The following is a 26469-nucleotide window of genomic DNA, read 5'->3' on the forward strand; positions in this document are numbered from 1 at the left end:
ATTTATTAGATAATGCCGAGAATATGGCACCACTCTCCCCTCTAATTCTTGATTCACATTTATTTAATGTCCGTACCACCACATAATTATGCAAAAGCAACAAGAGAACTGTCATATTCGACAGTCCTCTTCTCCTAACTACTAGTTGGCTTGAAGCTCCTCATGCCATTCCTGTTTGAGTTCACTCCAATGTGCTCGTTTTTCCAGCGCAGCCTGGAAATCACTCCATGCCTGTTCAAATTGTGAGTCATCCTTAGCCATAACAAGCTTGGCTTTATATTCTTTTCGCACATTATCAAGTTCAGGCAAATATTTCTCCCATAAACCACCCGGTTTGGCTTTCACCATATCGTAGTTTTCAGCAACCCTGGTTCCACCCATTTTGCCAATCTTTTCGGTGAATTCGATCGTTTTGAATCTTCCTTTCGGATCAGTAACCCCATAATTCCACCATGGATACCAGTCATTACTATAGGAAGAAGCCGCGTAAAGCTCTGGCGTCGTGCTTGCCTTCTTCGCTTGATCTCCGGAATCATGCAAGGCCTTGTAATTCTCATCCGTGTACACCCATTTTCCCAACGGTTTATCCACCCAGTCCCAGAACACTCCTGGCGGACCTTCATTCACAACCTGCTGCTGTTCGGGCTTAGGCTGTAGTGTGTAATCAAAGAAAGCAAGAATGGAATCGAGATTTTTAGTATTTTTATTGATAAAAACGTCATTGGCAGGATAAGGATTGATAATCTGATTAGCGCCAATCTCACTCACGCCATCCACTTTCGGATAGGGAATGACATCATAGTACCATGCCGGATCGGTTGGCCCGTCAAGAACCTCCCATAACTGTGCGTCCATATTAAAGAACCCACCTGCATTCATGGCTACACGTCCGGATTTGTTTTTCTCTTTGTAACGCTCCTTCTTGTCTGTAATTGCTTCATGATCCAGAAGCCCTTCCCGGAACATGTTGTTCATCCATTGGTAAGCCGCTTTATATTGTGGATTGTCATAGATAAACTGATAGTCATTACCTTGCTTCTCTACTGGAATGACGCCGCCCGCTGTGCTGACCGTAACGCCAAATGTACTCAGGATGACATTTTCATCGCTTGCGTCAGAGAGAAAACTAAGGGGAATCAACGGTTTCCCGTTTTCATCTTTCTGCTTAGCCGACAATCTCAAATACTTCTCTATACCATCCAACGATTTCAGATCATCCATCGTCATGCCGGTTTTCTCCAGTACATCTGTACGGACAAACCAGCCATAGGAAGCCCAACCAGGCCAAGGATCATCGGGATTTTGATCAAACCATGTCGGAATGGAATAGATATGTCCGTCCGAAGCTTTCATCTGATCCAGATAGATTTTCGGAATGGAGGCCAATCCAGGATATTTATCCGGCATATCAAAGTATTGCTCCAGCGGAAGAACGCTGCCCGAACGCGTCATCGCAGTGGTCACGACATCACTACGTGAGAACAGAGCTGCATCATCAAAACCACCAGTATTCAATTTCAGGTTCAGCTCTGTCATTACATCTCCCTGCGTAGCCTCCAGCCGAACGTCTATGCCCGGCTCCTTTTCTTTCCAATACATTTGGACCATGCTTTGGTTATTAATGGTTGCATTCCATCCCAGCCATAGCTTAAATGAATTTGCAGAACTGCTGCCACTCTCTGTGCTGCTGCTTGAGCATGCCGTTATCCCAAACATCAGTAGAGCCAAGGATAATAGCACCAGTTTTCTTCCCTTTTGTTGACGTAAACTCATCACATACGTCCCCCTCGGTTATTTTGAAATTGTATAGGATTAGAAAACCCATTCTGTTGCTTCATTTTTCATTGGGTTATCCTTTTACTGAGCCGATAAGCACACCTTTTACAAAATACTTTTGCAGGAATGGGTACACACACAGGATCGGAAGCGCGCTTACCATAACTGTCGCCATTTTGATGGACATCAGTGTAACGTTAGAGAGCATGGTGCCCCGGGCAAGCGCTTCCTGATTATTGTTGGACCCGAGGACAGTCGAGATATCCTGGGCAGACAGCAGTTGTTGCAAAAACGTTTGAACCGGAATCAGATTCTGATCTGAAACATAAAATGCGCCAGAAAACCAGTCATTCCAGTGCCCCACTGCAGTAAAAAGGCCAATGGCTGCAAGCATGGGTTTCGAAAGCGGCATAATAATAACGAAGAGAATGCGGACAGGATTGGCACCATCAATCTCAGCCGATTCGATCAGTGCTTCCGGAATCCCCTGGATGAATTTCATCATCACAAACATATTCCACGCCGAGAAAGCGGACGGAATGATATACACCCAGAATGAGTTTAATAATGACAAGTGATTAAGCTGGATATACAAAGGGATTAATCCGCCACTAAACAGCATCGTAATCAGCACGTATCCCAGGAGGGATTTCCTGAAAGGAAGCTGCCGATAGGACAAGCCATAAGCCGCCAGAAGTGTGATCAGTAAGCCGACAAAAGTGCCTACGATTGTACGGGATATCGTAATTAAGTAGGCATGTTGAATAACCGAATTCCCAAGCACAATCTCATAATTGTACAAAGTAAACTCTCTAGGCCACAGATAGACACCGCCCTTTGCCGCATCGCTGCCAACGTTTAAGGAAACGGCGAGCATATACGTGAATGGATAGATTACCGAGATACAGAGAAGGGCCAATAGAAACACAATAATTGTCTGGCCCACCCGTTCCCTCATAGAAGTTCTCATATTACCAAAGCCCCTCTCCGTTGAACTTTCGCGCCATCTGATTGGTGCATAGTACCAACACCAGACTGATGACCGAAGAAAGGAGACCCACTGCAGTGGCCATTCCAAAATAACCTTGCTGCAAGCCATTTCGTAAAATATATGTGTCTAGCACATCTGCGACTGGCTGATTGGCCGGATTCATCAGAGGATAGATTTGATCCATGCCTACTGCTATCAGTCCAGGCATACTGAGAATCAACACGATGGAGATGGTCGGCATTATACCCGGCAGTGTAATGTTGCGAATTTGTGCAAGCCGTCCTGCTCCTTCTACCCTAGCGGCTTCATAGAGCTGCGGGTCAATCGTTGTAATTGCCGCCAGATACAAGATCGTATTCCAGCCAATCTCCTTCCATAAACCGCTCACTACGATCATGGGCCGGAACCACTCCGTAGATCCCAAGAAAAAGATTGAATCTCCCCCGAGCTTCTCGATCAACTGATTGACCAATCCGCCGTCCAACGTCAGCAGAGATTGCAGGATATAAGCGACCACGATCCATGAAAAGAAATGCGGAAGATAACTCACGGATTGGACAAACCGCTTATATTTGTTGTTTTTCACCTCATTAATGAGCAAGGCCAACATAATCGGAGCTGGAAATCCGAACACAAACTTGAGAATCGCGATGTAAATCGTATTCTTCACCACAATCCAGAACTGTTCATCTTGCAAGAATGAGAAGTTCTCCAAACCAACCCATTCACTGCTCCACATCGTGCTGCCAATGTGAAAATCCTTGAATGCCACCTGGATGCCCACCATCGGAATGTAGCTGAAAAGAAGCAGAAGAATCGCACCAGGTAGAATCATTACATACTGCCAACGGTATTTTGCCAGTCGTTCAATCATTTAACCACCTCTGACATCAGTATAGAGATCATTTGAAAGCGGTAACATACAACAACGATCGGATTTCTATCGATTGGATTGGCAATATCAGAAAAAAGCGAAGGAACAACTTACAAATCAAATACGCTGCGTACGATTAGCTGTGATTGCAGTTCTTCAAGGGATGCCGGTTTGTTGAGATCATCTTTCTTCAGAGAAATGGTCTTTCTTCCACCTGCTGACAAGTCAAAATAATTGTTACTGAAAATACCGTCTAATTCACTGAAATCAAGCTCCACAAACCGTGCAAAAGCTTTCGAATCAACAGTAATAACAAAACGATCCTCTTCTTCTGTCATCGTGGTCTCAATTGCAGGATCAATAAAACCAAAATGCTTTGGCTTCACAAATAACACTGTACCTTCGCTGACAACTTCACCATCCACCACAAAGGAAAACTGTAAATACGTTTTCCGTTTTTTTATAGTTGTATCGAGCATCTCAGTGAAATCAAGCTGTTCGAATAATGAGGTTGATAACGCTTTCAACTCAATCACTTTTGAAGAAGCTACGATTTCATTGGATTGCGAATCCATGAGACTCCATTTCAATTCTCCTTTTACAGCATTCCTACTCTCATTCGATACGTGAAGTTCTACCTTCGAACCATCTTCCCGAGCCGATACAAGAACAGGCGCGAAAAAGCGTTTGGCTGCATAATGTAGTGCTTTCCAGCGACCAAAGTAATCGATACTGGACCAGGAAGCAACAGGCCAGCAATCATTCAACTGCCAGTACAGTGCTCCCATACAGCGTCCACGATGTCTGCGCCAGTGCTCAACCCCACATGAGATTCCTTCAGCCTGAATGAGCTGTGAAGCGTATAACAGGGAATTGAAATCTTTTGGCAAACGATACGTCTCCCCGATGTAATACAGAATTTTCTCATTTCCCGTACCATTCTTCTGATGAGATTCCATGACCGGTGAGAAGATATTGCGGTCTTCCGGCAACGTAAACGTTTCTATGGTCTTGTGATTCGGGAAGGATTGCAATCCGAATTCGGACATGTAGCGCGGGAACAATGTGCGGAATTCGGTAAAAGGTTTCTTGCCATGCCACACATCCCAGTAATGCATGTCTCCGTAATTTTCATCGTTCGGATTGTCAAAGCTGCCTTTGGATGAAGGTGAAGCTAACCAGTAGAACGTGTTTGGATCATATTCCTTCGCAATAGCCGGAAGTAATACCTCGTATTGCTTAATATAGTCTGCTTGTAACTGTAAGGATGTTTTCTTCGCCCAGTCCCATTCAACCCAAGCCATCTCCTGCTCATTGTTTCCACACCAGATTCCTAATGAGGCATGATGACGCAAGCGTTTCATGTTATCGATGGTCTCTTTTGTAATCGATTGCTTAAATTCCTCAGTCAGTTCATATACACCGCAGGCATACATCAAGTCCTGCCATACAATTAAGCCGTATTCGTCGCACAAATCATAGAAGTAATTCTCCGGATAATGTCCGCCACCCCAGACACGAATTGTATTGAAATGGGCTTGCGCACAGCTCTTGATCAATCGTTCTGTCCGATCTGGGTTACAGCGCGGCAAGATATTATCTTCCGGAATATAGTCAGCACCCATCGAGAAAAAGGATACACCGTTCACTTCAAATTCGAAGGACTCACCCCATTGATCCTGCTCTTGCTTCACAGTTAATGTTCTCAGTCCAATGCGCTTAGCATCACGATCCAGCTCCACGCCTTGTTCCATAAGCGCAACGCTTAGCTGATACAATGGCTGTTTGCCCAGACCATTCGGCCACCATAACTCGGGATGGTCCACTTCAATCCAGATATGATGATCCCCATCATTCACGACAGACGTGCATCCTTTCAACGTCTCCCCGGATGGTGTATCTAATGTGACCATGATCTCACGCTCTTCTTGGACCCAACTAGATGCCCTTACGCGAACATCTAAGGTTACCTTACCTTCGCTATGCATCTGTGTAATGTAGACATCTTCCAAACGGGCATGATCATAGCCTTGAATGGAGATATTCCGCCAGATTCCCAAATCAGGTAATTGTGGACCCCAGTCCCAACCGAACATGGAGTGTGCTTTACGCAAATGAGAGATTCCTTCTACTGCATCACTGCAGTTAATCAACGGGCGCTCGGCTTGTTTACGCAGTACATACTCCACAGGGGAACGAAGAACAATGTGTATGGTATTTTCACCTTGTTTGATAAAGGAGGTAATATCGATTTCATAAGTACTGTGCATATTACTTACATTCGCGATATTCATTCCATTCAGAAACAATTCGCCAATTGTATCCAACCCTTCACATAACAGGATGATCCGGTCATGCTTGAGATCCGCTGCGCTTACTTCAAAAGAGTGTTTGTATTCATAATCATAATTACACAGTTCAAGTGCCGCCTGCTCTTGCTCGCGGTAGTAAGGGTCTTCCATTTGTCCCGCTTGTAGCAAATCATGAAAGACCGAGCCTGGAACCGTCGCTGGAAGCCATTCGGCATGATCCACTCTCTTCATTTGCCACCTGCCATTGAGATCGATAAGCAACATTTGTGATACCTCCTGATGTCTTTGTAATCTATTTCATTCTATCAAGAGGCTTCCATACTTTCTTATGTTGTGTTCACGGAATTCGTGTGCTATTTTGACATTAACAATAATTGGAGAGGTTAGAGCCATGATCAAATACACAGCGTCTACTCACATCCATCCCGACCTGCTCGTAGATCCATTCTGGGTCGATTCCTTATCGAAAGTGTCACCCGAGCATACCCATGACTTTTACGAGTTCTTCATTCTAAGTGAAGGGCAGTGCCAACATATCGTCAATGGAAGAACCCAGCATTTAAGACCCGGCTGCCTTGTCTTTATTCGACCGCACGATATTCACCGTTATGAGCCGGAAGGCACTCAGGACTGCCGTTTTCTGAATAGCCCTTGTCGATCCGGAGTAATAGAAGAAGCTTTGGCCTACTTGAATGAACAGAAGTATGCGCAAGGACTCTTGCAGGCTCCCGTTCCCCAGATTTCCATGTTATCTCAGTTAGAAATGACAGAGATGGTTCGAAACTTTGAACGGATTATGATGCTCTCCACAGTGGATAAGAAGAAGGCTCGCGTATACGCAAAAGGGTTGATTATTCAGATTTTCACGCAGCATTTCTTTGAGTTGGAAACCATTGAACAACCCGTTCTCCCGCTGTGGCTTGAGCATGCGATCTCCAAAATGCAGCTGAAAGAAAACATGATTCGAGGCCTTCATGCCCTCTATGAATTGTCAGGTCGAAGCGTTGGTCATGTGAACCGTGCCTTTCGTCAATATCTGAATCAGACACCAACAGAGTATATTAATCAGCTTCGGCTGAATGTAGCCAAAAACTTGCTGCTCACGACTGAGCTGCGCGTGCTTGAGATTGCATTGGAAGCGGGATTTGAGAACGTCAGCCACTTCTACCATCAGTTCAAAAAATACTATAATCAAGCTCCGCTAGATTTCCGTAAAAACGCGACAATGAATAAGGAATCGCTGCTGCCGTAGGGAATTCAAAGCACCCATCTGGTGATATCTGCAGCTTGCCATCCATCATATCCGTACCCAAAACTCAAAAAAGCTCCCCCTATATGCAGGGAGAGCAGGGTACACACAAAGCAACTTAAGCGGAGTATTTATATTGGCGATTGGCGACACGAACCCCTTTGTACATTTCCTCTATTTCTCTTACTTCGAGGTTTGGTGCAACTTAGGAGGATATAGTTGCCGTCTTTTCCTTCAGACACGTTGTGCCGCAGGGAAGCCGAACGAGATTACAGCTCCGCCTTCCTTACGGTTGGTGGCCTGAATCAGCCCGCCGCAGCGTTCCACAATGGCCCGGGCAATCGCAAGGCCCAGTCCGGACTCACCGTCTTTTCCTTTGACAAAACGGTGGAATAAGGTGGGCAGCAGCTCCTGTGGAAAGCCGGGACCATCATCCGATACGGATAGCGAAATCTTCCCTTTTTCCAAGTCCGCAGTGATGTGAATTTCTTCTTTGGCGTATCTTGCCGCGTTCGTCACGACGTTAAGCAATGCCTGCAGCAGTTTATCCTGATCAGCCATGACGAACAACTCTTTATTCTCCGGGCAGGCGATATGGAGTGTAAGTCCTTTCTTTACAAGCAGCGGATTGACACGTTCGGACGTTTCCGTCAACAATTCATTCAGACTGACCTTGGAAGGTTTGAAGATATCCTCTTCACTATCCAGCTTCGCGAGCAGCGTCATTTCGGTGACAATCTTTCCTAATCTGCCGCTCTCCCCCAGGATCACGTCCAGCCCTTTACGAACATTCTCACCTTCAAAGATTCCATCTCGAATGCCCTCCGCATAGCCTGCAATGGACATCAGAGGGGTCTTCAGCTCATGAGAAGCATTCTGAAAAAACTGCTTCTGCACCTCATTGAACCTGTTCAGTTCGCCAGCCATCTCGTATACCGTCTGTGCTACTGCTCCAATCTCGCCGCCAGCCTTGACCAGCTGCACATCCGTGAAATGACGTTGTTTGACCTTCTTAAGTTCCTGCTTCAGATTCATCAATGGCTGAATCAGCCTTTTCGTAATAAACAAACTGAGCATGAACATCATGGCTCCAACGATACAAATCACCAGGATGAGCCGCCCCAGAAGTGCCTGTTCGATCGCTTTGATCTTGCTCATGGGAGTCAACAGAGTCAGGGTTCCTTGGGGGATGGGACTGACATCCATCACATAGCGCCCGTCCGTTCCCTTCCACAGGTCTTTGATGCTGGACGAAGTGACCGCTGTATACTGCTGCAAGTTGGCGGGAACTGCTTCAGTCAATGTATCGCTGCTCACCTTTCCGCTTATGCCATTCACAGACAAAGTAGTACCTGACAGCACATTCCCGTTAAAATCGGTGACAAATGCTTCAACATCCGCAGGAATGAGTGTTGAGGGAGCACTCGTAGCCTCTCCCGTTACCAACTGGACGGACTGCATCCCCGTAATATTTGAATTAAGCTGGGTTACAGCTCCAGTGGAAAGAAAAGGACTCATTGCAACATCACCCGCTTCAGTTATTGAAGCAGACATCGCCGCACTTAACGTCTTAAGATCATTTCTCTCTGTCCCAATGAAATGATCCAATAGCACATAATGGAGTAGAACGGCCGTGACGGAGAGGATCAAAACCAGTGACAATCCGAACGCAAGGTTAATTTGATGAACAAGTTTCATATTAAACTTCACTCCGATCTGTACGCATTCGATACCCGTGTCCCCATACCGACTCGACGGGAAGTTCCTCCATTTTTTTGCGGATCCGCTTAATTAAATGATCTACGGCACGGTCACTGCCAAAATAATCTTCTCCCCAGACAAAACTGAGCAGCTCGTCTCTGGTAAACGCACGATTCGGATGTTCAGCCAGTACCTTGAGCATGGTGAATTCTTTGCTGGTCAGATCCACCTCTTCCCCTCTCCATATGGCCCGCCTCTCTTCCAACATTAATTGAAGCTCTCCGGTATCGATTCGTGGCGCAGCAGCTTCACTTACAACAGCTCTTTCTTCCACACCGGTAAGTTTAATCCAACGTACCAGCTGCCGCCTGATGCGGGCTACCAGTTCACGGGGGCTGAAAGGCTTCACCAGATAATCGTCACTGCCCAGCTCAAGGCCAAGTATTTTGTCCACCTCATTATCCTTCGCCGAAATCATAATAATGGGAACCTCTCCTTCATTACGGATGCGTTTGCACAATTCATAGCCATTCATTCCGGGAAGCATTATGTCTATCACCCACATGCTCGGCGGATTTATTCTATGTAAGGACCAGGCATCCTCCGCATTAGCGAGGCCTATCGTTCGATAGTTCTCTTTGTGCAAATAAGCTTGAATTAGTGTACGTATATTCTCGTCATCGTCTACAACCGCGATGAGATAATCGTTATTCATGAACGGACCTCCAGTATTTTTCTCTACAGTGAGTATACCAAAGGAAAATGGTACGAAGAGCTTTGCCATTCTTTTTCCACAATTACACCAATATTGTGCCACACTCCTTCGGTAAATTGATAACTGTAAGACAAACCAAACCACAAGGAGTGTTACGAAATGAACTACAGTTTAAAATTCAGAAATGTTGCCCTGTCCGCCCTGCTGCTTACTGCGATCTCCGCACCAATTGTCGCGAATGCCGACAGCCCCGCTAACGCAAATGCTGTTTCAAACGGAACAGCTACCTTGAAAGAAGCGAAATCCGCCATTGCGGCCTTTACATTGGCTAACCCAGTGGAGCTGGCCAAAAAGTACGCGCCAGAAACAGTAAGCGAATGGGAAAAAACGCTGGCCCGTTACAATAAATTGCTTTCGCAAAACTCTACATCCCAAGTAATGGCCACTTTGGTTGCTGTTGACGTAGACTCTGACGAATGGAAGAAAGTTTCCGAGAACGCCAAACCAGGTGAGATCAAAGAAATGCAGGCCTTGAAGGTTGAGGAAGGCAAGCTTACCTCAATTGAGGGAGTAAAGGCCGTAAAAGCCGAACAATTACCTCATTCCGAAAGCAAGAACACCTTGTCTTTCTCCATTACCACAAACAGTTCGGATCTGAAAGGATTAGCTGAGAATGCAGAATCTGGAGTGGCAATTGCCCTCAGCCCTCTGAATCTTGACGAAAAAACTACCGGAGTAACCAACGTGGTTATAGCGAATGCTGAAAGTCTTCAATTTAGCGGTACTACAGCTGCCAGTGCTTTCTTCTCAGCACAAAGTAATTTGAATAAGGCCGTAACAGCTAAGGATGAAGCGGCAATCAAGACTTCCCTTGCCGACCTTCTGAAGCAATACAAGGCGCAAATTGCTGAGCTGGAGGCAGCTCAAGAGTAGGTTTAAATACATTTCAGCTTTAACAACATCATTAAGCAAAAACACGTAATCTTACGCGAACTAAAAGACCGAACGCCAACAACCAGCAGGCATCCATGTGGAAGCCTGCTGGTTGTTGTTTTATCGACCATAAGTTTATATCTGCTATGTGCTATCTACTGCCTGCCCTGATCTTAAATGAGTCCGGGCTTTTTCCATTCGATTTATTTTTCATTAACCCGGGTAACCACAAATGGTTCGTTCAACGCATGCAGGGCTGCGGCCATATCTTCAACCGGAAGTCTGCCACCCGCCGAAATATGATATTGAAACTCATAGAAGCCGCCCAAGGTCGCTTTGAAATTCGTTTCCCAATAATTCGTCATCAGCCAGGCATACACTTCTGGTTGGGCGTCAGGTACTTGCTGGGTGTGGACCTTTCTGGTTCCGTAATCCAGCGTCCCCCATTGCATAAGCGGCGTATCCGGGACGGCAAGCAGCAGGCTGCGGTCATGATCCTGCCAGGCAATGCCCGACTGTACAGCGGAATAATCCAGGCAAGTTCCCGGAATCTGATCCTTCCAGGGGCGAACGAGGCCTCCTGGCTTGTCGGCAAACAGGGTAACTGGCCCGGTGCCTCCCGGGGTGAACGGCAGGGCCAGATAAACGTTCTCCGGATTCCAGATGCTCTCTTTATGGAACCGCGCCGAAATATCCATCCGGTTTTGACGGGTATAGATCCGCAAATGCAGTGAAAAATAGGCGATGCCCTTGAGCTGATAACCAAGCTCAACGGTAGCATACAGCGGTCCATTATCCACCGTGCGCACAGAGATGAGCTGACCAACCGAACGCTCCACGTTAAGGCCTTTACGGTTGCGGCCCATTTTGGAACGGACGCTCCATACCTGAGAAGCATCCGCAGGATTCGCTGGATTGGTCACCTCATAGATGGGTGTAAACGCCCCATACAGATCATCTGCTTTCAGCAGTTCGCGTCCTGTCTCCTTATCGATCCACGACACGATGCCGCGCTCTTTCGACCAAGTCAAGCGTACAAAAGGTGACTCCAGCCCCGTTTGGCAAACGGAGACCGGCGCTTGCTGTCCGCCTGTCGTTAAGGAATACATATCCTCCATATCATACACCTGGTCAGCGCCGATCAGCTTCGAATTGGAGGTTGACGTTACGGAAGAAAGACTCTTTTGCGCTGCCATGATTGGACGCAGGATCAGTATGCAGCTCTCCCTGCCTTGGAGCTTAAGCTCCGCAATGATCGCCTGTGGGTGGCTTGACTGCTGGATCAGCACCTGTCCCGTGTCTTCCCGGATTACTTCTACTCCGTTCAATAGCTCCGGTTCCCATCCTTCCAGCTTCAACTGCACCAATTCGGTTACCTCCCGCTCCGAGAGATTCGTGACCTTGAAGCGATAAGGACGCCCCGGGTACAAGGTGGCGGCATTATCGGCAAGCAGCACCTGATCTAGCGCGCGGTAAGCAAGCCTGCTTGCCTCTGCAGCGTGAGCTGTCTTGCGAACCTCAAGCATCTGCACATTTTTGTGCCACGGTTCATAAACAGAGGAGTGGTATCCCCAAGTGTGTTCGGCATAAAGAGTAAGCGCCTGCTCTACAGCCTCGATTTCCTGGAGACTAACACTTTTCTGTTCAGGGTCGAGCTTTTCCACCTTGCGAAGTGTCCGCTGTGCATCACGGTAAATCTGGGTGTGCATCGGTGTGGAGCTTACACCGTCCGACCACCAGTCTGGCCAATCCCCTTTATGCACAGGCAGACCATCCGTCCCTTCCTCCTTCAAGCGGGCAAAAAAGCCGCTCAATGAGCTCATCTCTACAGTAATTCTCCCACCGTTTTGCTGATTCCACGCCTCAATCCATTCCATGATTGCACTGTTGGGCGATCCATTGTCTGTGGGCAATCCGGACAGCATCATCGGCACGAAATCATACGGATACTGCTCGGCCTCAAGCTGGGCCAAGTATCGGTGGATACGAATATTTGCAATTTGATCATGAATGTTCGCCGGTTCCACAAGTCTGTGGCCGAATTCATCACGAATCATGTATTTGCCAAGCGCACCAGGGCAGAAGCCAAGCTCGTTGCCAAGCATGTAGTGGTCTCCATTCCAGACCAGCAGGCGTTCCCCACTTGGAGCTTCCCACCAGAAAGGGGACTGCTTGCGGCCCAACGCATACATGCCGTGATGAGTATGTATACAGCTGAATAAATGTCCGATTCCGTTATTCAGCAGGCTATCGGCGTATCCCCAGCTGTAGCCATTGATATCCGCCGTCATCGCACTGTCTATTGGGTGACCGATAGATTCGGCATATGTTTGACCTTTGCTGTGTATTTTGTTCAGCAACTGTAGGTCGGGCAGCTCGGTCATATTCAAATACGTGCCGGAGAGCTCGATATCGCCACGCCGCACGGCATCGGCAAATGCAACTTTTTCCTCGTCTTGAGCCTGCTTCAGGAATTGTTCCACGGCCCAGAAGGTTTCACAGGTCCAGCGGAAGCCTTTCCACTCGGGGTGTACGCCTTTATGAGCATCATTAACGATACGCAGCGCCTGACGGATAAAATCGATATGATATTGTTCAATCTTCTCCTGCCGGTCGGTATAACCAATGTCAGTATGGGAATGGTGAATGACGTATATTTTCCATTTCCGTTCAAGCGTCGGGATGGCGGCCTGTTTAATTTGTTGTTCGAGTGTCATCGTTATTTTCTCCTTTGTTGGTGGATTAGGTACCTTTTACGAGCTGGAAAATCCCGTGGAACACATGCTCCTGCATATGTTTCTCATTATGCTGAGCGATCCTCTCGGGCAAGAGCGCTTCCGAAAGCGCGCCGCCAAATAAATCAAGGGTTTCGGCAATTTGTCCCCCCAGGATCAGACGAGCGGGGCGAAACTCTGCCACGTACGGACGCAGCATTTCCCCAAGCCGCTGGCCGTAAAGCTGCCATACACGGATGGCGGAGGAACTCCCCTGTCTAGCCGCTATCGCCAGTTGGTACACATCCTCTCCCTGCCTTCGAGCAGCATAGCTATCTGCCAAGGCCAAAATGCCTCGGCTTCCGAACAGATCATCCACGGTTCCTCCCTTGTATTGCTCGGCATACAACATGCCTGAGTCGGGAATTCCCCATTTTCCGCTGACAATAGACCGATTCTCAACAAAAGCGGAGCCGAGGCCCGTTCCCAATGTAAGGCAAAGCAATCTTTCCTGAGGATAAAGCCTGCTGACCCCCAGAGCGAACAAGGCAGCATCATTGCCAAAACGAATATCTGCGGCAGCAAGCCGGGTCATCCATGTAGGAGCAGTGGGCTCCGCTGCAAGCGCCGTTAATTCACACCGCAGCAGTGTTTTTAGATTGAATTCATAAAGTTGCCCGTATTTATTCAATCCCTGGATACGGGAAACACCTGTGTCGTATTCAAAAGGGCCGGGGAAAGCAAAGCCGATGTGAAAATTGGCAAAAGTGGCCCGGGTCCTTTTATCGGTACTTAGCCTCTCCATGTAGGCGACGTATGCAGCAGCAAGCTCCTGGATCACGCCAGCCAGATTGGAGGCGATTTCATACGCGCTACTGTCGGAGTGCGATGACCTTTTGACATAAAGTTGTGGTAGAAGATTCCCGTCACTCAGTACAACGGCACCCTTCAAAAAGGTCCCCCCGGCATCAATAGAATCGTGGCGTCAGGTTTCATAGACGCTCACCAGATTTCCAGTGATGCGGAAGCAGAGGCATGCTCCAGTCTGGCGATACCTGTGCCCGGATCAGAGTGCACGATCGGTCACCCAGAGACTCCAGACGGAAACCTCCGACAGAGGCAGGAACGATATACGCTTCAGCGTACCCCCACTCCACAGCCGCTGCCTCATCATCCAGCGGAGTCAGCCGCACACGGTCGCCTTCTACGATGTTGAACATAACAAACTCTCCAGCCGTATCGTCGATCCACGCCCCTTCCAGCTTTAATCTTTTGATCTGAAAAAGCAGATCTTCCCGTTCGCCCAGCAGCTCTTCCCTACTATCTCCCTGTACCCGGCTTTCTTTTGGAACCGCTATCAAATGCTTCTGAACGTAATCCGTGTCAAACTGCTCCTGCATGTTGGCTCTGGCATGATCACCGTTGATCGGACGCGGCCGCCCGTCTCTGTCCAGCCGCAAATGGTCGTATATTTTGAAGGTAAACCACCAGGTTGTCGAAGAGATCTCCAGCACCAGATTGTTTTTGCCCGAAAAATGTACGGCTCCTGGCGGGATCAGAAACAGATCACCCTTATTCGCATTCCAAAAGTTCACAAATTCTGGGATCTTCAGCGGTTTTCCTAAGGTGTGGGCAGATTCAACCGCCTGAAGCAGCTCCTCCCCGGTTGTCCCCTCCGTGAAACCCAGTCCCACAAAAGGTTTGGCGCCTTCCTTCTGTTCCATAATGTAATAGGATTCCTGCTGCGTCATCGTTTCGTTGAAGGTCTGCTCGATGTAAGCCTGCTGGGGGTGGACCTGCAAAGACAGATGATCCCCGTCGATCGTATCGAGATAATCAAACCGAATTGGAAAATAGTCGCCAAACAGTTGCACATTGCGCTCGCCCATAATTGTTTCTGGATGAGCGGACAGCAGCAGCGGGAAAGGAAGCTCCACTATAAATTCCCGATAACCGATTAATATCGTGTTCTCCGGTGCGATCGGTTCAAACCCCCATGCGCAGTTATTCCAATCCTTAGGCAGGTCGCATAGTTCTTTTAAATACTGTCCGCCCCAAATCCCCGGTGCAAAAAAAGGCTTTACCCGAAAAGGCTGCTGGGCTGCTGAAGCCAAGAGTCGGCGCAGCATGGGGACGGTGACCAAAACGTGACGTTTCTGGTTGTTCGTATCCACATAGTAGTCAAAATCGTACAAGTGACGTTTCCGATATTCCTCCCAAACGGGCCACTCCAGAAACAACGCCTGTTTGTAAGTTTCGACTGTATCCCGGCAAGGGCCTAACCCCAGAGAACCCATCCCCTGCTGATGCAGTTTCTGCTGCGCCTCTCTGGATAAGTCGCAAAAGAGAGAAACGTTCACTAAGCCTGATGCTGTAGAAAGGAAACCAGAGCCTGGCCCATAGGTTACAACGAGGGGAGCTAACTGCTCCACGTTTGGCGACCGGTCCTCTGCATGTTCAGCGGAATGATAAAGCCGAAGTTGATCGTCTACATCACTGAGCCAGGCCGACTGTGCATGTGACCGGAAATAATCCTTAACGCTGACGTCCGAGGCCACAACGCCAAAAGCACGGTTATCCGTCAGATAAGGGTGAAACTGCTGAAGCAAATCTGCAGAAGACTTTAAATAATCAGCGCTGTCTATTTCAATTAAAACCCTGCTCTCTAGGTGGCAGCGCGACCGCAGTATTGCCAGACATTCGTTGAACGCGGCACCATGTGTACCATCAATGACCATATAAAAAGGAAGCAAATCATCCTGTACACATTCGGGCCAAATTTGATCAAGCCATTCTTCATATGCATTCCAGATCCCCGGTTTGGTCTCTTGGTCGGGCTGAAGCCGAATGAAATTAACTGGGTTGGTTTGAAAGGCCAAAGGGGTTATTCGGGGCATGTTTAAAACCTCCAACTCTACATCGATTTATGTTCATCATTGTATAGGGAGTTGGAGGTGCTGTCTTTAAACGATCAAGCTGTGTTTTTGTACAATCAGGACATTCGGGGTGGGTAGTACATTTTGCCAGAGCGGCCTTCGGCAAACTGATTGCGTCGGAATTTGGCCGGGGAAACACCAAGCTCGCGGGTGAATATCCGGGTAAAATAATGCACGGATTGGAACCCGCACTGGATGGCGATATCTTTTATTGGTGTCTGTTCATTTAACAGGAGCCCAGCGGCTTGCTGAACACGTCGTTCCTGAATGTAGTGGACAAAGGACTGCCCCAGATTTTCCTGAAACAACCGGGTCAGGTGGCGGGACGAAATGTGGAGGTGCCTTGACACCGTCATAAGTGTAAGCTCATTGATCAGATTATCATCTATATACCGTTTGGCCTGGCGGAACAATGTATTCGTTTCCACGGGCTGCTCTCCCGTGTCGGCCGAGTCTGTTCGTGCCGGAACGTGCAAATCCGCTATGGATAACAGGAGAGAAGTTGAAATTTGCTTTACAGCAAGAGGAAGAGTTGCCCCAGGCTGGTCGAAAGAAGTGATGAGCGCTTGCCATAAATGGCCAGTTGGCGTACGGTCCGCTTGTTGGGCTACGCTTTGCCCAAGCTCGGCAAGACGACGGAAGGATTCAGTATAATAAACGTCTGTATGGGCTTCATCCAGTTCGAAAGCCACATAAGAAAGTGTCAGTCCGGTCTGGCTGCGAATTTGATGCCATACGCCTGGAAGAGATAGAAATGCTGTTCCTTTATTTAAAGTATAATGCTGATTTTGTTCTATGTAGCTTCCTTCACCGTCTACCACATAACAGGCCTCGAAAAAGGAATGCCGGTGGAAGGCATTGTCGAAATGATCGGGCATGAATCCCCAATACAAAATGGACAATGAAAGCCCTGTTTGCTCCACTTTTGTAATGTAACGATTGCATATGTGATTGGCCCGGCGGAAGCTGGCTTCGATGGTCATGGCGTTCCTCTCCCTTCAAGCTCTCATTATACGTTTGCATAACAAAAAGGCAAACCGAAAGTCGGTCCACGAAAAAAGTCGCATCAATGCGGCTTGTACCTTAAATGCTTCAATTTATGTGATCTGGTACTATTGCGACTCTGTGTCTCTGCTCCAATACCACTTCTAAAATCGTTCTTATACTCAATGTTAGTCGTTCCTATGGATATATTTAATCAATATTACTTTGCTGGGATCGACATCAAATGTAATACATTCCTTTGCATATGGAGGATTGTGTGGACCATAGTAAGTGCTGACTTCAACAACCACTCGAAAGGCATAACCGCCAGGCGATTTCCTTTTTAGTTCTGGAACTTTCATATCATACAAACCATAACTTGGCTGAGGCTTCTGAATTTTTTGATAATACTGTGAAATCGCCAAGTGTATGGACGGATTAAGTAACGTTAAAGCTAAAGGTTTAAACTCCTCCTCATTCACTGTGTTAGGCTCTGCAGAGGCTAACGCGCTTAGATTTAGCGTCAGAATACAAATCACAATATAAATAACAAAGGTGTTGAATACTTTCCTCATATGTTCTGCTCCTTAGTGAGTGAGATTTGAACTTACCTATCAAGTTTCCCAACAGTTGATTTTTTTAACATAAGTCAACGACAATTCGCTTGGGGGTTATTTTTATAAACCGTATAATCATAAGCAGAGGTGACGTTGATGAACGAAATTAATTTAGCATCTATCCTTGTTGCAAAACGTAGAGAAAAAGGATTAACGCAGGATGCAGTTGCTTCATTTATCGGTGTTTCCAAAGCGTCTGTTTCCAAGTGGGAAACGCCCCCGTAGTAATTTCATCCCCATACCAAATGTCCAATACCTTAGGAACAGGTAAGACATCCTTCAATGTTTCAAGCATCTGAAATTCACGAAAAAGCTTATCCTTGTTAAATGGAATCTTTACATAAACGTCTTCTCCACTAACAAGACCAAGTTTATATACATCCGAACTAAATGATTCGGGAACATCTTCAATATTCAAAACGTTCAACTTTAGCTTTTCTATAAACCTTCAACCTGAACAAAGGTCGACGTTTTTACGTTTATCGTGCAGGCGGAAACTTTCCCTTTGAGCAAATTTGCCTAAAGGGCAAATTTAAGTTAAGATGATCCTGAGAAAGGAGTCGTGTGTCCAAAATGAAATCAACAAATTACGATTGCTTCCCCCAAGTAACAACTATTTTGGAGGTGTACGCATAGCGGAAAATGATGACCAAACCAACTTTGCGACATTTAAAAAAAGAAGCGACAGAGCAATCTCTAGCGATTGCAGCATTTGAACTTGCACTTGAACACGGTCTGGACGGCTTTGTTGTTGAAGATATCGTGCAAAAAGCCGGTTACTCCAGAAGAACTTTCGCAAACTATTTCACATGCAAGGAAGAAGCAGTTGCGATGGGTGCTACAGCTGTTCATAACACGACTGAGTTCGAGAATTTGCTCACCCAGATTCCCCCAAATACCTCATTGCTTGACGTTCTGTATCAACTCATCCAGATGCAGCTTACAGCGGATCTCATAGGAAGATTGCGTGAACTTTTGTTGCTTTCCCAAAAATATCCGGTCTTGGAACCGCATTTCCTCGGAGTAGTGCACCAGATGCAGACGAAAGCTCAAGAAACATTGTTAGACTTGTCTAACGGAAATGATGACGAGGTATATACTTATCTTCTTATAAACGCAGTTTACGGGATCATACTTCCTTTAATTGACGGAAGACTTAATGTGCTGCTCCCGGGACAAAAGAAGAATGACCATCCTAGCACTGAAGCGGTAGCATTCGATGAGTTTTTAGAAACTATGTTTAGTTATTTGCGCAAAGGATTCTGATGCGCTAAGCAATTTATATTCACCATAGAGGGAGTGTAAAATAGATATATGTCTACATTATTATACAGAGTGGGGAAAACCGCTTTTCGCAAACCCGGGTATTTCATCATTGGTTGGGTATTGATTCTGGGTATTGTCATTTCTATGATCAGTATCAATGGTGTTCATATCAGTTCTGAAATGAAAATTGAAGGCACTGAATCACAGAAAGTCTTGGATCAATTAGCTAAAGAATTACCAGCGGCCTCCGGCGGCCAAGGAAGTGTTGTGTTCAAAGCACCTGACAGCGAACGTTTGGATACACCTGAACGTTTGACTGCAATAATGAAAGCTGTCAGTGAAGTTTACGGATTGAACGATGTGCTTAATCCTGCGGATTATGCAGCTGAAGCTAGCAGTTCGGGTGCATCTGCAGACATGGCTCAGGCTGCCAATATGCAGCAATCTACTACAGCCTCTCCTCCGCCCTATGGTCCTCTAATGGTGAATGGCGTTCCTGTACCTGGTGTCCTTCTCTCTTCTGACGGCAAAATTGCTCTGTTCCAATTTCAGTTCACCATTGAGCAGTCTGCAATTACTCAAGATGTATTTGATTCTGTAATTGACTCCGTGATGACTGCCCAGCAAGGAACCAACATCACCGTGCTACCAGGCGAAACGCTCAAAACGGTAGCGATCGGTGTCGGATCAGCAGAGATTATCGGACTGATCATTGCTGTCATTGTTTTGTTAATCACCCTGGGTTCCGTCGTTGCGGCAGGTCTGCCTCTGGTCACTGCACTCCTCGGCGTTGCCATTGGAGTAGGTGGCGCGTTCTCAATCTCCAAGTTTATAGAAATGCCAAGTGTCACTTCCGTTCTGGCTCTCATGGTTGGTCTGGCCGTCGGAATCGATTATGCTCTATTCATTGTCAATCGCCAGCGGCGAATGATTATTGATCAACGATTGAGCGCACAAGAGGCAACAGCAAGAGCCATTGGAACTTCGGGCAGCGCTGTATTTTTTGCCGGATTAACCGTCATTATTGCACTGTGCGGTATGCTTGTCATCGGTCTCACATTCTTATCTACGATGGCTTTAGTTGCCGCAGCTACCGTCCTTATTAATGTATTTGTTGCCCTTACTCTATTGCCCGCTTTACTTGGATTGGTGGGTGAACGCATCTGTTCCCCTAAAGCACGCGAGAAAAGCACAAAACATCCTAAAGCGGCTGGCCGTGGGATCGCTCACAGATGGGTGAAATTCGTTATCAAGTATCGTTGGATCACAATTATTGCCATCGTCGTACTTCTTGGGGCAGCAGCCACACCTATAACAAAAATGGAAATGGGCATCCCGGGAGCTTCTTCAGCAAATCTGGACACCACAGCAAGACAAAGTTATGACGCCATATCCGAAGGCTTCGGAGAAGGATTTAACGGACCACTTATTCTGGTCGCAGAACCTAATAACTCTTCCGCTCAGGTGACTCCGGAACTCTTGGGCAATCTCATGAAGGAACTTCAAAGCCAAAATAACGTTGCACAGGTGACACCACTAGGCATGACAGAAGATCTGGCTATCTTTAGTCTTATTCCTGAAACGGGTCCCAACGATAAAATCACCAAAGATCTGGTGACTGAGCTGCGATCTGCTGAATCAAGCGTAGCAAAGATGAATGACGTTAAGATTGGTGTTACCGGACTCACTGCCGTTAACATTGATATGTCATCCAAATTGGCACAGGTATTCCCGATCTATGTGGGAATTATTATCCTGTTGTCGCTGATCATCCTGCTCTTGGTATTTCGTTCGATTATTGTTCCAATTAAAGCAACGATCGGCTTCCTTCTTAGCATTCTGGCAACGTTTGGGATCACTACTGCTGTATTCCAGTGGGGCTGGCTCCATTCGCTCTTTGGTTTCGACACCGGTGGCCCGCTGCTGAGCTTTATGCCGATCATCGTGACAGGTATCCTGTATGGCTTGGCAATGGACTATCAAGTCTTCCTTGTCAGCTCGATGCGGGAATCATACGTACACGGTCATAGAGGAACTGAGTCTGTTGTTCATGGTTATAACCAGGTAAGTCGCGTGGTTGTTGCCGCAGCGGTGATCATGGTTTCGGTATTTGCTGGGTTTATCTTCACAGATGACGTCATGATCAAACAGATTGGTTTCACATTAGCTGTAGGCATTCTGATTGATGCTTTCATTATTCGGATGGGATTGGTTCCTGCCATCATGGCTATTTTTGGTGACAAGGCTTGGTCACTTCCAAAATGGCTGGATCGCATTCTACCAAATCTGGACGTTGAGGGCGAGAAACTGATTGCTACACTTAATGCTGAAGATCATTCCAACTCCAAGTCTTGATATGGGATGTTATTGATAGGCTTCGCTTGAATTCAACATCGTAAGTATTTAATGAAAGTACAAAAAAGCCCGTTGACCAGTTCGGTCAACGGGCTTTCGTTTTGTTTATTTTCCGTTTAAAAAAATGATTCCATGCAGTCCTTCATGTCCAAGCTTATAACATATCGAATTTCACTCCATATGTATCGAAGATGGCCTTGTATTTATTTTCAAATATGGTCCATCGATGTTCTGCTCCATACTTTCCATGCAAAGCCTTCAAATAATGGTTAGCGGCTGTTACATCCCCGGATTTCAGAAGTAGATGAAAGCTCTCTTCACCCAGATGCAAGAATGGGCCCGATATGTAATAATCCACGATGGATCTGGCACTGGTCATCGTATCATAGAAATGAATCACATCTTCCAACCCGTGCAGCAGCATTTTTATTAATTCATCCCTATTCGTATCGGGAGTAACAGCGAATCGATCCGGAACGGCCCGGGCAATTTCCCCGATTCTTGCTCTGAAGTGACACTCGACTTCCCGGGGTGCAGTCAAAATCTCTTTCGACTGGATATGCGCCAACTCTGCTGAATAAATGCCGCAGTTCACATAAAACATGACATTGTCTGCTGAATTTCCAGAGGACTTTTGGAAATTGAACATGCAGATAAGGTCGTCTGCTTTTCTACTGAAATTCAAACTCTTCTTTGTATAACCGTAATTGGAAAGAAACGGCTTTACATCCTGCTTAATCAGATCGTTAAAGAGCTGCTGCAACATAATCCCTCCTTTTCCTACCCGGGTCCATAAAGTTAGTACTTTAATTCTTCAAGCTTTCCATAAAATAGTGCAGTGCGTTGGATACCCACTTCTTTGGATGAAGAACGAGCTGAATTTCGAGTTGAAGTTCTGCATGTTCAAGGGGCAAGACTTTCAGTTCCCCCCGCTCGATTTCCTCCATTACAGCCATTTGCGGCAAGATCGAAATGCCCTCTCCTGACTTAATGCTTCTTTTGATGGCTTCCGGATTTCCAAGTTCCAGACCGATCCGATAGGGAATTGAATTTGTGCGAAGCACCCGTTCAAGCAGCTGCCTGTAATTGCAGGTATCCTCAGGCATAATCCATTCCATTTCCTTCAGATCATTCAATTCAATCTGCGTTTTGGCAATCAGCGGATGCTGCGGATGAACGATCAGCAGCAGCGGTTCATGGCGTATGGTAATCCACTGCAGAGCTGGATCGCTCGAATCATCTGCGAGAATTAGTCCGATATCGGCTTCACCCTCCCTGACCTGATGCAAGATCAATCCCTCACGATTTGTATGCAATCGTATGTTCAGATCCGGATATTCCTTGCGGGTAGCTTGCATATATGGAGGCAGAAAGTAAGAAGCGATAGAATCCATCGTACCAATCGTTAAGGAGCCACCGCCCTGCTTCGCCATCTTTTCCTTGGACTGCTCAAACAATTCCAACATCTGTCCGGCAAGCTTGAACAGCTCTTCCCCGGCAGAAGTCAGACGAATCTTGTTATTGCTGTACCGTTCAAACAGTTTAACTTGATATGCTTTTTCCAGTTTCTGAATTTGCGTAGTAACGCTGGATTGAGCATAACCCAGCACCTCTGCGGCTCTGGTAAAGCTCTCACGAATGGCGACTTCTCTGAACGTTTGAAGATAAATTAAATCCAACTTGCTCACCTCATCGAAAATATTGATGACAACGATCATTTGTTATAGGTAACTGTGATGCTAGTTCCTATGTTACATTAGTTTCAATATAACGGGAAGAGGTCGTTGAGTATGATGAACGAACAACATGTTCAAGGAATTTATATACCGGTCATTACCCCTTTTTCGGATGACAACAAGCTGGACATTGAATCGTATCGGAAGTATGTTACCCATCTTGCCAAACATGACATTCAGGGATTAGTCGTAAACGGCACGACAGGAGAATCTCCGACCGTATCTTGGGATGAAGTAAAACAGATGGTACAAGTTACGAAAGAAATTTTGAATAGTCTAAACAAGACCATCCCCCTCGTCGTGGGAACAGGGACAAATGATACGTATTCCACGATTCAGCGGACCGAAATGGCCGCTGAGTTAGGCGCAGATGCTGCCATGGTAGTCACTCCCTATTACAACAGACCGACGCAAGAAGGTATTCTAGAACATTTCTCCAGTGCGTCCCGAACGGGCTTGCCAATTCTGGTCTATGAGATTCCGGCTCGAACCGGTAGTCGAATGACCTTGGATACAATGAGAAAAGTTATGGATCTGGACGGGGTTATTGGCCTCAAGGATAGCACGGGCGGTTTGGATTTGCTGCTGGCACTAACCCAATATGAGACGAAACCTGTACTTTGCGGCGAAGATGCGTATCTCCATGCCATGCTGTGTCAAGGTGCCGCCGGCGGGATGGTGGCCTCTGCCAATATTCATACCCAACGGTATGTAGACGTGTATCAACGCTTTACGTCTGGTGACGTGAATGCGTCAAGAGACAGCTTCAAGCAGCTGCAGCCGCTGATTAGTGATGTATTTGCCGAGCCAGCTCCAGCCTCAATCAAATGGTGGCTTGCTCAGCAGCAGCTGATTGCAACTGCAAAACTGCGTTTGCCACTGACTGCCGCATCAGAAAAAGCAACACAAAGGTTGTCCGCTACACTCGCTGAGATGGTCGTACCTTCTTAAACAAGCGCATATGTGCGCTATGACATGTGAACAATTCTAGTCTAATATACTAAAACAGAATTAATTGGAATTAAAAACAACCCGTATTGATTAACTCAATACGGGTTGTTTTGACTTTAAACACAAATCTCCAGACGGGAGAAAGAGAGTCCTAATAAACCATTCATCAGGGATTGCTGATCACCATGTTGCATATTAAAAGTAATCCGAAAAGTAAGGCGCCTGCTGCTCAATAGCATCCTCTAACAAATCTAGCGTCTCTGGATCACACTTAATGCGGCCAATCTTATACAAATATTCAGGACGTTTATAACCTAACAACATGGTTGTCATGGTTTGGATATTTATGCTGTCTTCACTACGTCGACCTTGACTCCGAATCACTCTACCGCTTCCATTCGGTTCAATTTGCAGTGTGAATGTTCCTTGATTCCATGACAACAAAGGGTCCTGCAAGGTAAAGGTCCATTCTCTAGCCATCGCTGCGGGTTTGAATGGATATTTTGAAATAAATTGCTCAATGTCCACAATCCGTGCCATAAAATAAGGCGAAATGGTTTCCTTAATATCAGCATCTTCCAGCAGAAAGGCAAGCTGTTCATCGGTATGAATATTGCCAACTACTTTAGATATCATTGAAAAATGGGCACTAATGAAATTCCACAGTCCACTTCGCGCCTCTTCATGAATGAAAATCATATCTTTGACGTGAAATACTTCTTCTTCAATCCAATATAAGATGTAGCCATCCGGTTGACCGTCTTCCCCATAATAGACAGCTGCAGTTAAGTCATCTGAATCCCATCGCCAATACTCACTCCACGCAAGTTCTTTTCGCAGCATGGCTCCATGGGTTTGCATTGAGAAACGTTCATAAGCCGTCCTCACATCTTCGCTTTCGGGTTCTACACGTGCCACATCACCTGGAACGGGTTTGTTTTTAGGTAACTGAAAATCTTGAACCTCGAATACAATTTTATCAGAAATGATCTCCCATCCCTTACGCCGATAATACGGTATGGAATACGGATACAAGTAAGAAATGGATTGTTTCTTTTCACGCATATTGGTGAGAGCTTGAAGCAGCAGTTTATTCATTAAGCCTTGGCCTGAATATTCAGGGAAAGTACCCACACCAGTGACTCCACCCATAGCGTATGTTTGGTTAAATATTCGAACCTCAAATGGATATATGGATACCTGAGAAATCAGTTTTTCGCCATCGAACCATCCAAGTACATCTGCTTGTTGTAAGACAGGGGACTTTTCATGGAGAATTTCGCTTTCTTTCCAGCCATGCTTGTGAAGATCATTATGAGTGACCTGAAATACATAACGTAACAGCTCACTATATTGTTCTAAATGCGATACATCCACTTTTTTCATTTTTAAATTTTGCTTACGATGCATGCCAGCTCTTCTCCCTTGGTTTTAAATTATATTATTTACCAATGGCTTCAGAATCATGCTGGCGCTTCCCTATTTTACGTTCATTCTTTTGCAGGTAGTTCTGTAAACACATTTTTTGAACAAAAAAACCAATTAACTCTCAAAGATCTCAAATTTAAATCCTTCCAGCTCTTCTTCAGCTTCATGCATCAGGTCCAGCAACTGATCTGCGTACTCTCCAAAGGACTGCCTGCTTGCCTCAAAATCAATCCACTGAATGGTAAGTGGCATAGGGAGAAATCCAGTCAGGCAATCCCATAGTGCGTCCAAATTCCGACCATACGTTTGACCTAATTCAAGTCTGGCCTGAAGCACGTCATGTAATTCATCTTTCCCATGAATGTCCTTTCCATTAATGACTACGGTTTTCATATTATCACCCTTTCCCTATTCCATCTGCTCAAACGTACGATAATGATCGGTTGTTTTATAGATTAATCCATCATTGGAATATAAAATCCGATCACTCCCCCGCGTTCCGCCCGAATAGTTAATGTCCGCTTCGTACCAGGTCCGTCCTTTTTTCTTGGGCAAAAGCCCTTCTCGATTTTGAAATACGTCGCCGCCAATGCTTTTTCCTGGGGCCACATTTTCCAAATTCCCTTTGCTAGGCTCCCAGCCTAATTCTCTAGCTTCTTTTTTGGTTATATAATTTTCCGGAAGCTCATGATGCTCCGAAATATACTTGGCTACTTCATCAAATTTCGTTAGAACTGAACTCTCTTGAGATAAGCCATTTAATGAAACCGTTTCGAGTGAGCAGCCTGTAAACAGGATTGTTGCGAGAATAATAAGCAAAGCACCTAACCATTTTTTTACAATCATTGATTTTGATCTCCTTCTGAAAAATTAGCATCCTACCTATCATAACATTTTCCTATCGTATACTCCTCTTTATATTCGTTTCTCG

23 protein-coding genes are annotated in these 26469 nt (G+C 46.2%); 6 read left to right on the plus strand and 17 right to left on the minus strand.

Annotated elements, in window-relative coordinates:
* Positions 1–141 precede the first annotated feature (141 nt).
* The 4 genes from MHB49_RS20060 to MHB49_RS20075 form a co-directional block, all read right to left on the minus strand.
* Positions 142–1773 (minus strand): hypothetical protein, encoded by a 1632-nt coding sequence (locus MHB49_RS20060; protein ID WP_405152728.1) that lies wholly within the window; start codon positions 1771–1773, stop codon positions 142–144.
* 76 nt (positions 1774–1849) lie between these two features.
* Positions 1850–2746, minus strand: a complete 897-nt coding sequence (locus MHB49_RS20065) for a carbohydrate ABC transporter permease (protein ID WP_405152729.1) — start codon at positions 2744–2746, stop codon at positions 1850–1852.
* Between the two features lies 1 nt (position 2747).
* Positions 2748–3641, minus strand: coding sequence for an ABC transporter permease (locus MHB49_RS20070; RefSeq protein ID WP_405152730.1), 894 nt, complete (start codon positions 3639–3641; stop codon positions 2748–2750).
* Positions 3642–3751: 110 nt separating this feature from the next.
* Positions 3752–6217, minus strand: a complete 2466-nt coding sequence (locus tag MHB49_RS20075) for a glycosyl hydrolase 2 galactose-binding domain-containing protein (RefSeq protein WP_405152731.1) — start codon at positions 6215–6217, stop codon at positions 3752–3754.
* A 127-nt stretch (positions 6218–6344) separates the two neighbouring features.
* Between MHB49_RS20075 and MHB49_RS20080 the strand changes: the two genes are divergently transcribed.
* Positions 6345–7205: an AraC family transcriptional regulator gene (locus MHB49_RS20080; protein WP_405152732.1), complete on the plus strand. Its 861-nt coding sequence runs from the start codon at positions 6345–6347 to the stop codon at positions 7203–7205.
* 231 nt (positions 7206–7436) lie between these two features.
* Here MHB49_RS20080 and MHB49_RS20085 read toward each other — a convergent pair whose 3' ends face one another.
* Together MHB49_RS20085 and MHB49_RS20090 are read right to left on the minus strand one after the other, a co-directional pair.
* Positions 7437–8900, minus strand: a complete 1464-nt coding sequence (locus MHB49_RS20085; RefSeq protein ID WP_405152733.1) for a sensor histidine kinase — start codon at positions 8898–8900, stop codon at positions 7437–7439.
* Position 8901: 1 nt separating this feature from the next.
* Positions 8902–9618: a response regulator transcription factor gene (locus MHB49_RS20090; RefSeq protein WP_405152734.1), complete on the minus strand. Its 717-nt coding sequence runs from the start codon at positions 9616–9618 to the stop codon at positions 8902–8904.
* Positions 9619–9777: 159 nt separating this feature from the next.
* On the opposite strand from MHB49_RS20090, the gene MHB49_RS20095 reads away from it, so the two are divergent.
* Complete coding sequence (locus tag MHB49_RS20095; protein ID WP_405152735.1) at positions 9778–10551, plus strand: hypothetical protein; 774 nt, start codon at positions 9778–9780, stop codon at positions 10549–10551.
* 203 nt (positions 10552–10754) lie between these two features.
* Here the strand turns inward: MHB49_RS20095 and MHB49_RS20100 are convergent, their stop codons facing one another.
* The 5 genes from MHB49_RS20100 to MHB49_RS20120 all read right to left on the minus strand — a co-directional run bounded on the left by MHB49_RS20100 (position 10755) and on the right by MHB49_RS20120 (position 17760).
* Entirely contained in the window at positions 10755–13268 is a 2514-nt protein-coding gene (locus MHB49_RS20100) for a glycoside hydrolase (RefSeq protein WP_405152736.1), read from the minus strand.
* A gap of 25 nt (positions 13269–13293) precedes the next feature.
* Positions 13294–14217: an ROK family protein gene (locus MHB49_RS20105; protein WP_405152737.1), complete on the minus strand. Its 924-nt coding sequence runs from the start codon at positions 14215–14217 to the stop codon at positions 13294–13296.
* 40 nt (positions 14218–14257) lie between these two features.
* Positions 14258–16162, minus strand: coding sequence for a class I mannose-6-phosphate isomerase (locus MHB49_RS20110; protein WP_405152738.1), 1905 nt, complete (start codon positions 16160–16162; stop codon positions 14258–14260).
* Between the two features lie 95 nt (positions 16163–16257).
* Positions 16258–17184 (minus strand): helix-turn-helix domain-containing protein, encoded by a 927-nt coding sequence (locus MHB49_RS20115; RefSeq protein WP_405152739.1) that lies wholly within the window; start codon positions 17182–17184, stop codon positions 16258–16260.
* Between the two features lie 189 nt (positions 17185–17373).
* Positions 17374–17760: a DUF3888 domain-containing protein gene (locus tag MHB49_RS20120; RefSeq protein WP_405152740.1), complete on the minus strand. Its 387-nt coding sequence runs from the start codon at positions 17758–17760 to the stop codon at positions 17374–17376.
* Positions 17761–17898: 138 nt separating this feature from the next.
* Here MHB49_RS20120 and MHB49_RS20125 point away from each other — a divergent pair, with 138 nt between their 5' ends.
* Positions 17899–18027 (plus strand): helix-turn-helix domain-containing protein, encoded by a 129-nt coding sequence (locus MHB49_RS20125; RefSeq protein ID WP_405152741.1) that lies wholly within the window; start codon positions 17899–17901, stop codon positions 18025–18027.
* Here the strand turns inward: MHB49_RS20125 and MHB49_RS20130 are convergent.
* Complete coding sequence (locus MHB49_RS20130; RefSeq protein ID WP_405157311.1) at positions 17978–18220, minus strand: hypothetical protein; 243 nt, start codon at positions 18218–18220, stop codon at positions 17978–17980. The two genes, MHB49_RS20125 and MHB49_RS20130, sit on opposite strands and share 50 nt — an antisense overlap.
* A 224-nt stretch (positions 18221–18444) precedes the next feature.
* Here MHB49_RS20130 and MHB49_RS20135 point away from each other — a divergent pair, with 224 nt between their 5' ends.
* A complete protein-coding gene (locus MHB49_RS20135) occupies positions 18445–19068 on the plus strand; it encodes a TetR/AcrR family transcriptional regulator (RefSeq protein ID WP_247897906.1) in 624 nt (207 codons plus the stop codon).
* A 48-nt stretch (positions 19069–19116) separates the two neighbouring features.
* Complete coding sequence (locus MHB49_RS20140) at positions 19117–21423, plus strand: MMPL family transporter (RefSeq protein ID WP_405152742.1); 2307 nt, start codon at positions 19117–19119, stop codon at positions 21421–21423.
* 154 nt (positions 21424–21577) lie between these two features.
* Here MHB49_RS20140 and MHB49_RS20145 read toward each other — a convergent pair whose 3' ends face one another.
* Both MHB49_RS20145 and MHB49_RS20150 read right to left on the minus strand, forming a co-directional pair.
* Positions 21578–22189: a DUF4304 domain-containing protein gene (locus MHB49_RS20145; protein WP_405152743.1), complete on the minus strand. Its 612-nt coding sequence runs from the start codon at positions 22187–22189 to the stop codon at positions 21578–21580.
* 40 nt (positions 22190–22229) lie between these two features.
* A complete protein-coding gene (locus MHB49_RS20150) occupies positions 22230–23102 on the minus strand; it encodes a LysR family transcriptional regulator (RefSeq protein WP_405152744.1) in 873 nt (290 codons plus the stop codon).
* 111 nt (positions 23103–23213) lie between these two features.
* Between MHB49_RS20150 and dapA the strand changes: the two genes are divergently transcribed.
* Complete coding sequence (gene dapA / locus MHB49_RS20155; protein WP_405152745.1) at positions 23214–24110, plus strand: 4-hydroxy-tetrahydrodipicolinate synthase; 897 nt, start codon at positions 23214–23216, stop codon at positions 24108–24110.
* A gap of 195 nt (positions 24111–24305) precedes the next feature.
* Here the strand turns inward: dapA and eis are convergent, their stop codons facing one another.
* The 3 genes from eis to MHB49_RS20170 all read right to left on the minus strand — a co-directional run bounded on the left by eis (position 24306) and on the right by MHB49_RS20170 (position 26384).
* Complete coding sequence (gene eis / locus MHB49_RS20160; protein WP_405152746.1) at positions 24306–25520, minus strand: enhanced intracellular survival protein Eis; 1215 nt, start codon at positions 25518–25520, stop codon at positions 24306–24308.
* Positions 25521–25652: 132 nt separating this feature from the next.
* Entirely contained in the window at positions 25653–25931 is a 279-nt protein-coding gene (locus MHB49_RS20165; RefSeq protein WP_405152747.1) for a barstar family protein, read from the minus strand.
* 15 nt (positions 25932–25946) lie between these two features.
* Entirely contained in the window at positions 25947–26384 is a 438-nt protein-coding gene (locus tag MHB49_RS20170) for a ribonuclease (RefSeq protein WP_405152748.1), read from the minus strand.
* Positions 26385–26469: the final 85 nt, after the last annotated feature.

The organism is Paenibacillus sp. FSL K6-0108, from assembly GCF_045040695.1.
Lineage (GTDB): Bacteria > Bacillota > Bacilli > Paenibacillales > Paenibacillaceae > Paenibacillus > Paenibacillus pabuli_B.

What these genes read in the sequence shown, in the direction of transcription:
- MHB49_RS20060 (WP_405152728.1), bottom strand. Translation starts at nt 1,773, where the DNA reads ATGAGTTTACGTCAACAAAAGGGAAGAAAACTGGTGCTATTATCCTTG.
- MHB49_RS20065 (WP_405152729.1), bottom strand. Translation starts at nt 2,746, where the DNA reads ATGAGAACTTCTATGAGGGAACGGGTGGGCCAGACAATTATTGTGTTT.
- MHB49_RS20070 (WP_405152730.1), bottom strand. Translation starts at nt 3,641, where the DNA reads ATGATTGAACGACTGGCAAAATACCGTTGGCAGTATGTAATGATTCTA.
- MHB49_RS20075 (WP_405152731.1), bottom strand. Translation starts at nt 6,217, where the DNA reads ATGTTGCTTATCGATCTCAATGGCAGGTGGCAAATGAAGAGAGTGGAT.
- MHB49_RS20080 (WP_405152732.1), top strand. Translation starts at nt 6,345, where the DNA reads ATGATCAAATACACAGCGTCTACTCACATCCATCCCGACCTGCTCGTA.
- MHB49_RS20085 (WP_405152733.1), bottom strand. Translation starts at nt 8,900, where the DNA reads ATGAAACTTGTTCATCAAATTAACCTTGCGTTCGGATTGTCACTGGTT.
- MHB49_RS20090 (WP_405152734.1), bottom strand. Translation starts at nt 9,618, where the DNA reads ATGAATAACGATTATCTCATCGCGGTTGTAGACGATGACGAGAATATA.
- MHB49_RS20095 (WP_405152735.1), top strand. Translation starts at nt 9,778, where the DNA reads ATGAACTACAGTTTAAAATTCAGAAATGTTGCCCTGTCCGCCCTGCTG.
- MHB49_RS20100 (WP_405152736.1), bottom strand. Translation starts at nt 13,268, where the DNA reads ATGACACTCGAACAACAAATTAAACAGGCCGCCATCCCGACGCTTGAA.
- MHB49_RS20110 (WP_405152738.1), bottom strand. Translation starts at nt 16,162, where the DNA reads ATGCCCCGAATAACCCCTTTGGCCTTTCAAACCAACCCAGTTAATTTC.
- MHB49_RS20115 (WP_405152739.1), bottom strand. Translation starts at nt 17,184, where the DNA reads ATGACCATCGAAGCCAGCTTCCGCCGGGCCAATCACATATGCAATCGT.
- MHB49_RS20120 (WP_405152740.1), bottom strand. Translation starts at nt 17,760, where the DNA reads ATGAGGAAAGTATTCAACACCTTTGTTATTTATATTGTGATTTGTATT.
- MHB49_RS20125 (WP_405152741.1), top strand. Translation starts at nt 17,899, where the DNA reads ATGAACGAAATTAATTTAGCATCTATCCTTGTTGCAAAACGTAGAGAA.
- MHB49_RS20135 (WP_247897906.1), top strand. Translation starts at nt 18,445, where the DNA reads ATGATGACCAAACCAACTTTGCGACATTTAAAAAAAGAAGCGACAGAG.
- MHB49_RS20140 (WP_405152742.1), top strand. Translation starts at nt 19,117, where the DNA reads ATGTCTACATTATTATACAGAGTGGGGAAAACCGCTTTTCGCAAACCC.
- MHB49_RS20145 (WP_405152743.1), bottom strand. Translation starts at nt 22,189, where the DNA reads ATGTTGCAGCAGCTCTTTAACGATCTGATTAAGCAGGATGTAAAGCCG.
- dapA (WP_405152745.1), top strand. Translation starts at nt 23,214, where the DNA reads ATGATGAACGAACAACATGTTCAAGGAATTTATATACCGGTCATTACC.
- eis (WP_405152746.1), bottom strand. Translation starts at nt 25,520, where the DNA reads ATGCATCGTAAGCAAAATTTAAAAATGAAAAAAGTGGATGTATCGCAT.
- MHB49_RS20165 (WP_405152747.1), bottom strand. Translation starts at nt 25,931, where the DNA reads ATGAAAACCGTAGTCATTAATGGAAAGGACATTCATGGGAAAGATGAA.
- MHB49_RS20170 (WP_405152748.1), bottom strand. Translation starts at nt 26,384, where the DNA reads ATGATTGTAAAAAAATGGTTAGGTGCTTTGCTTATTATTCTCGCAACA.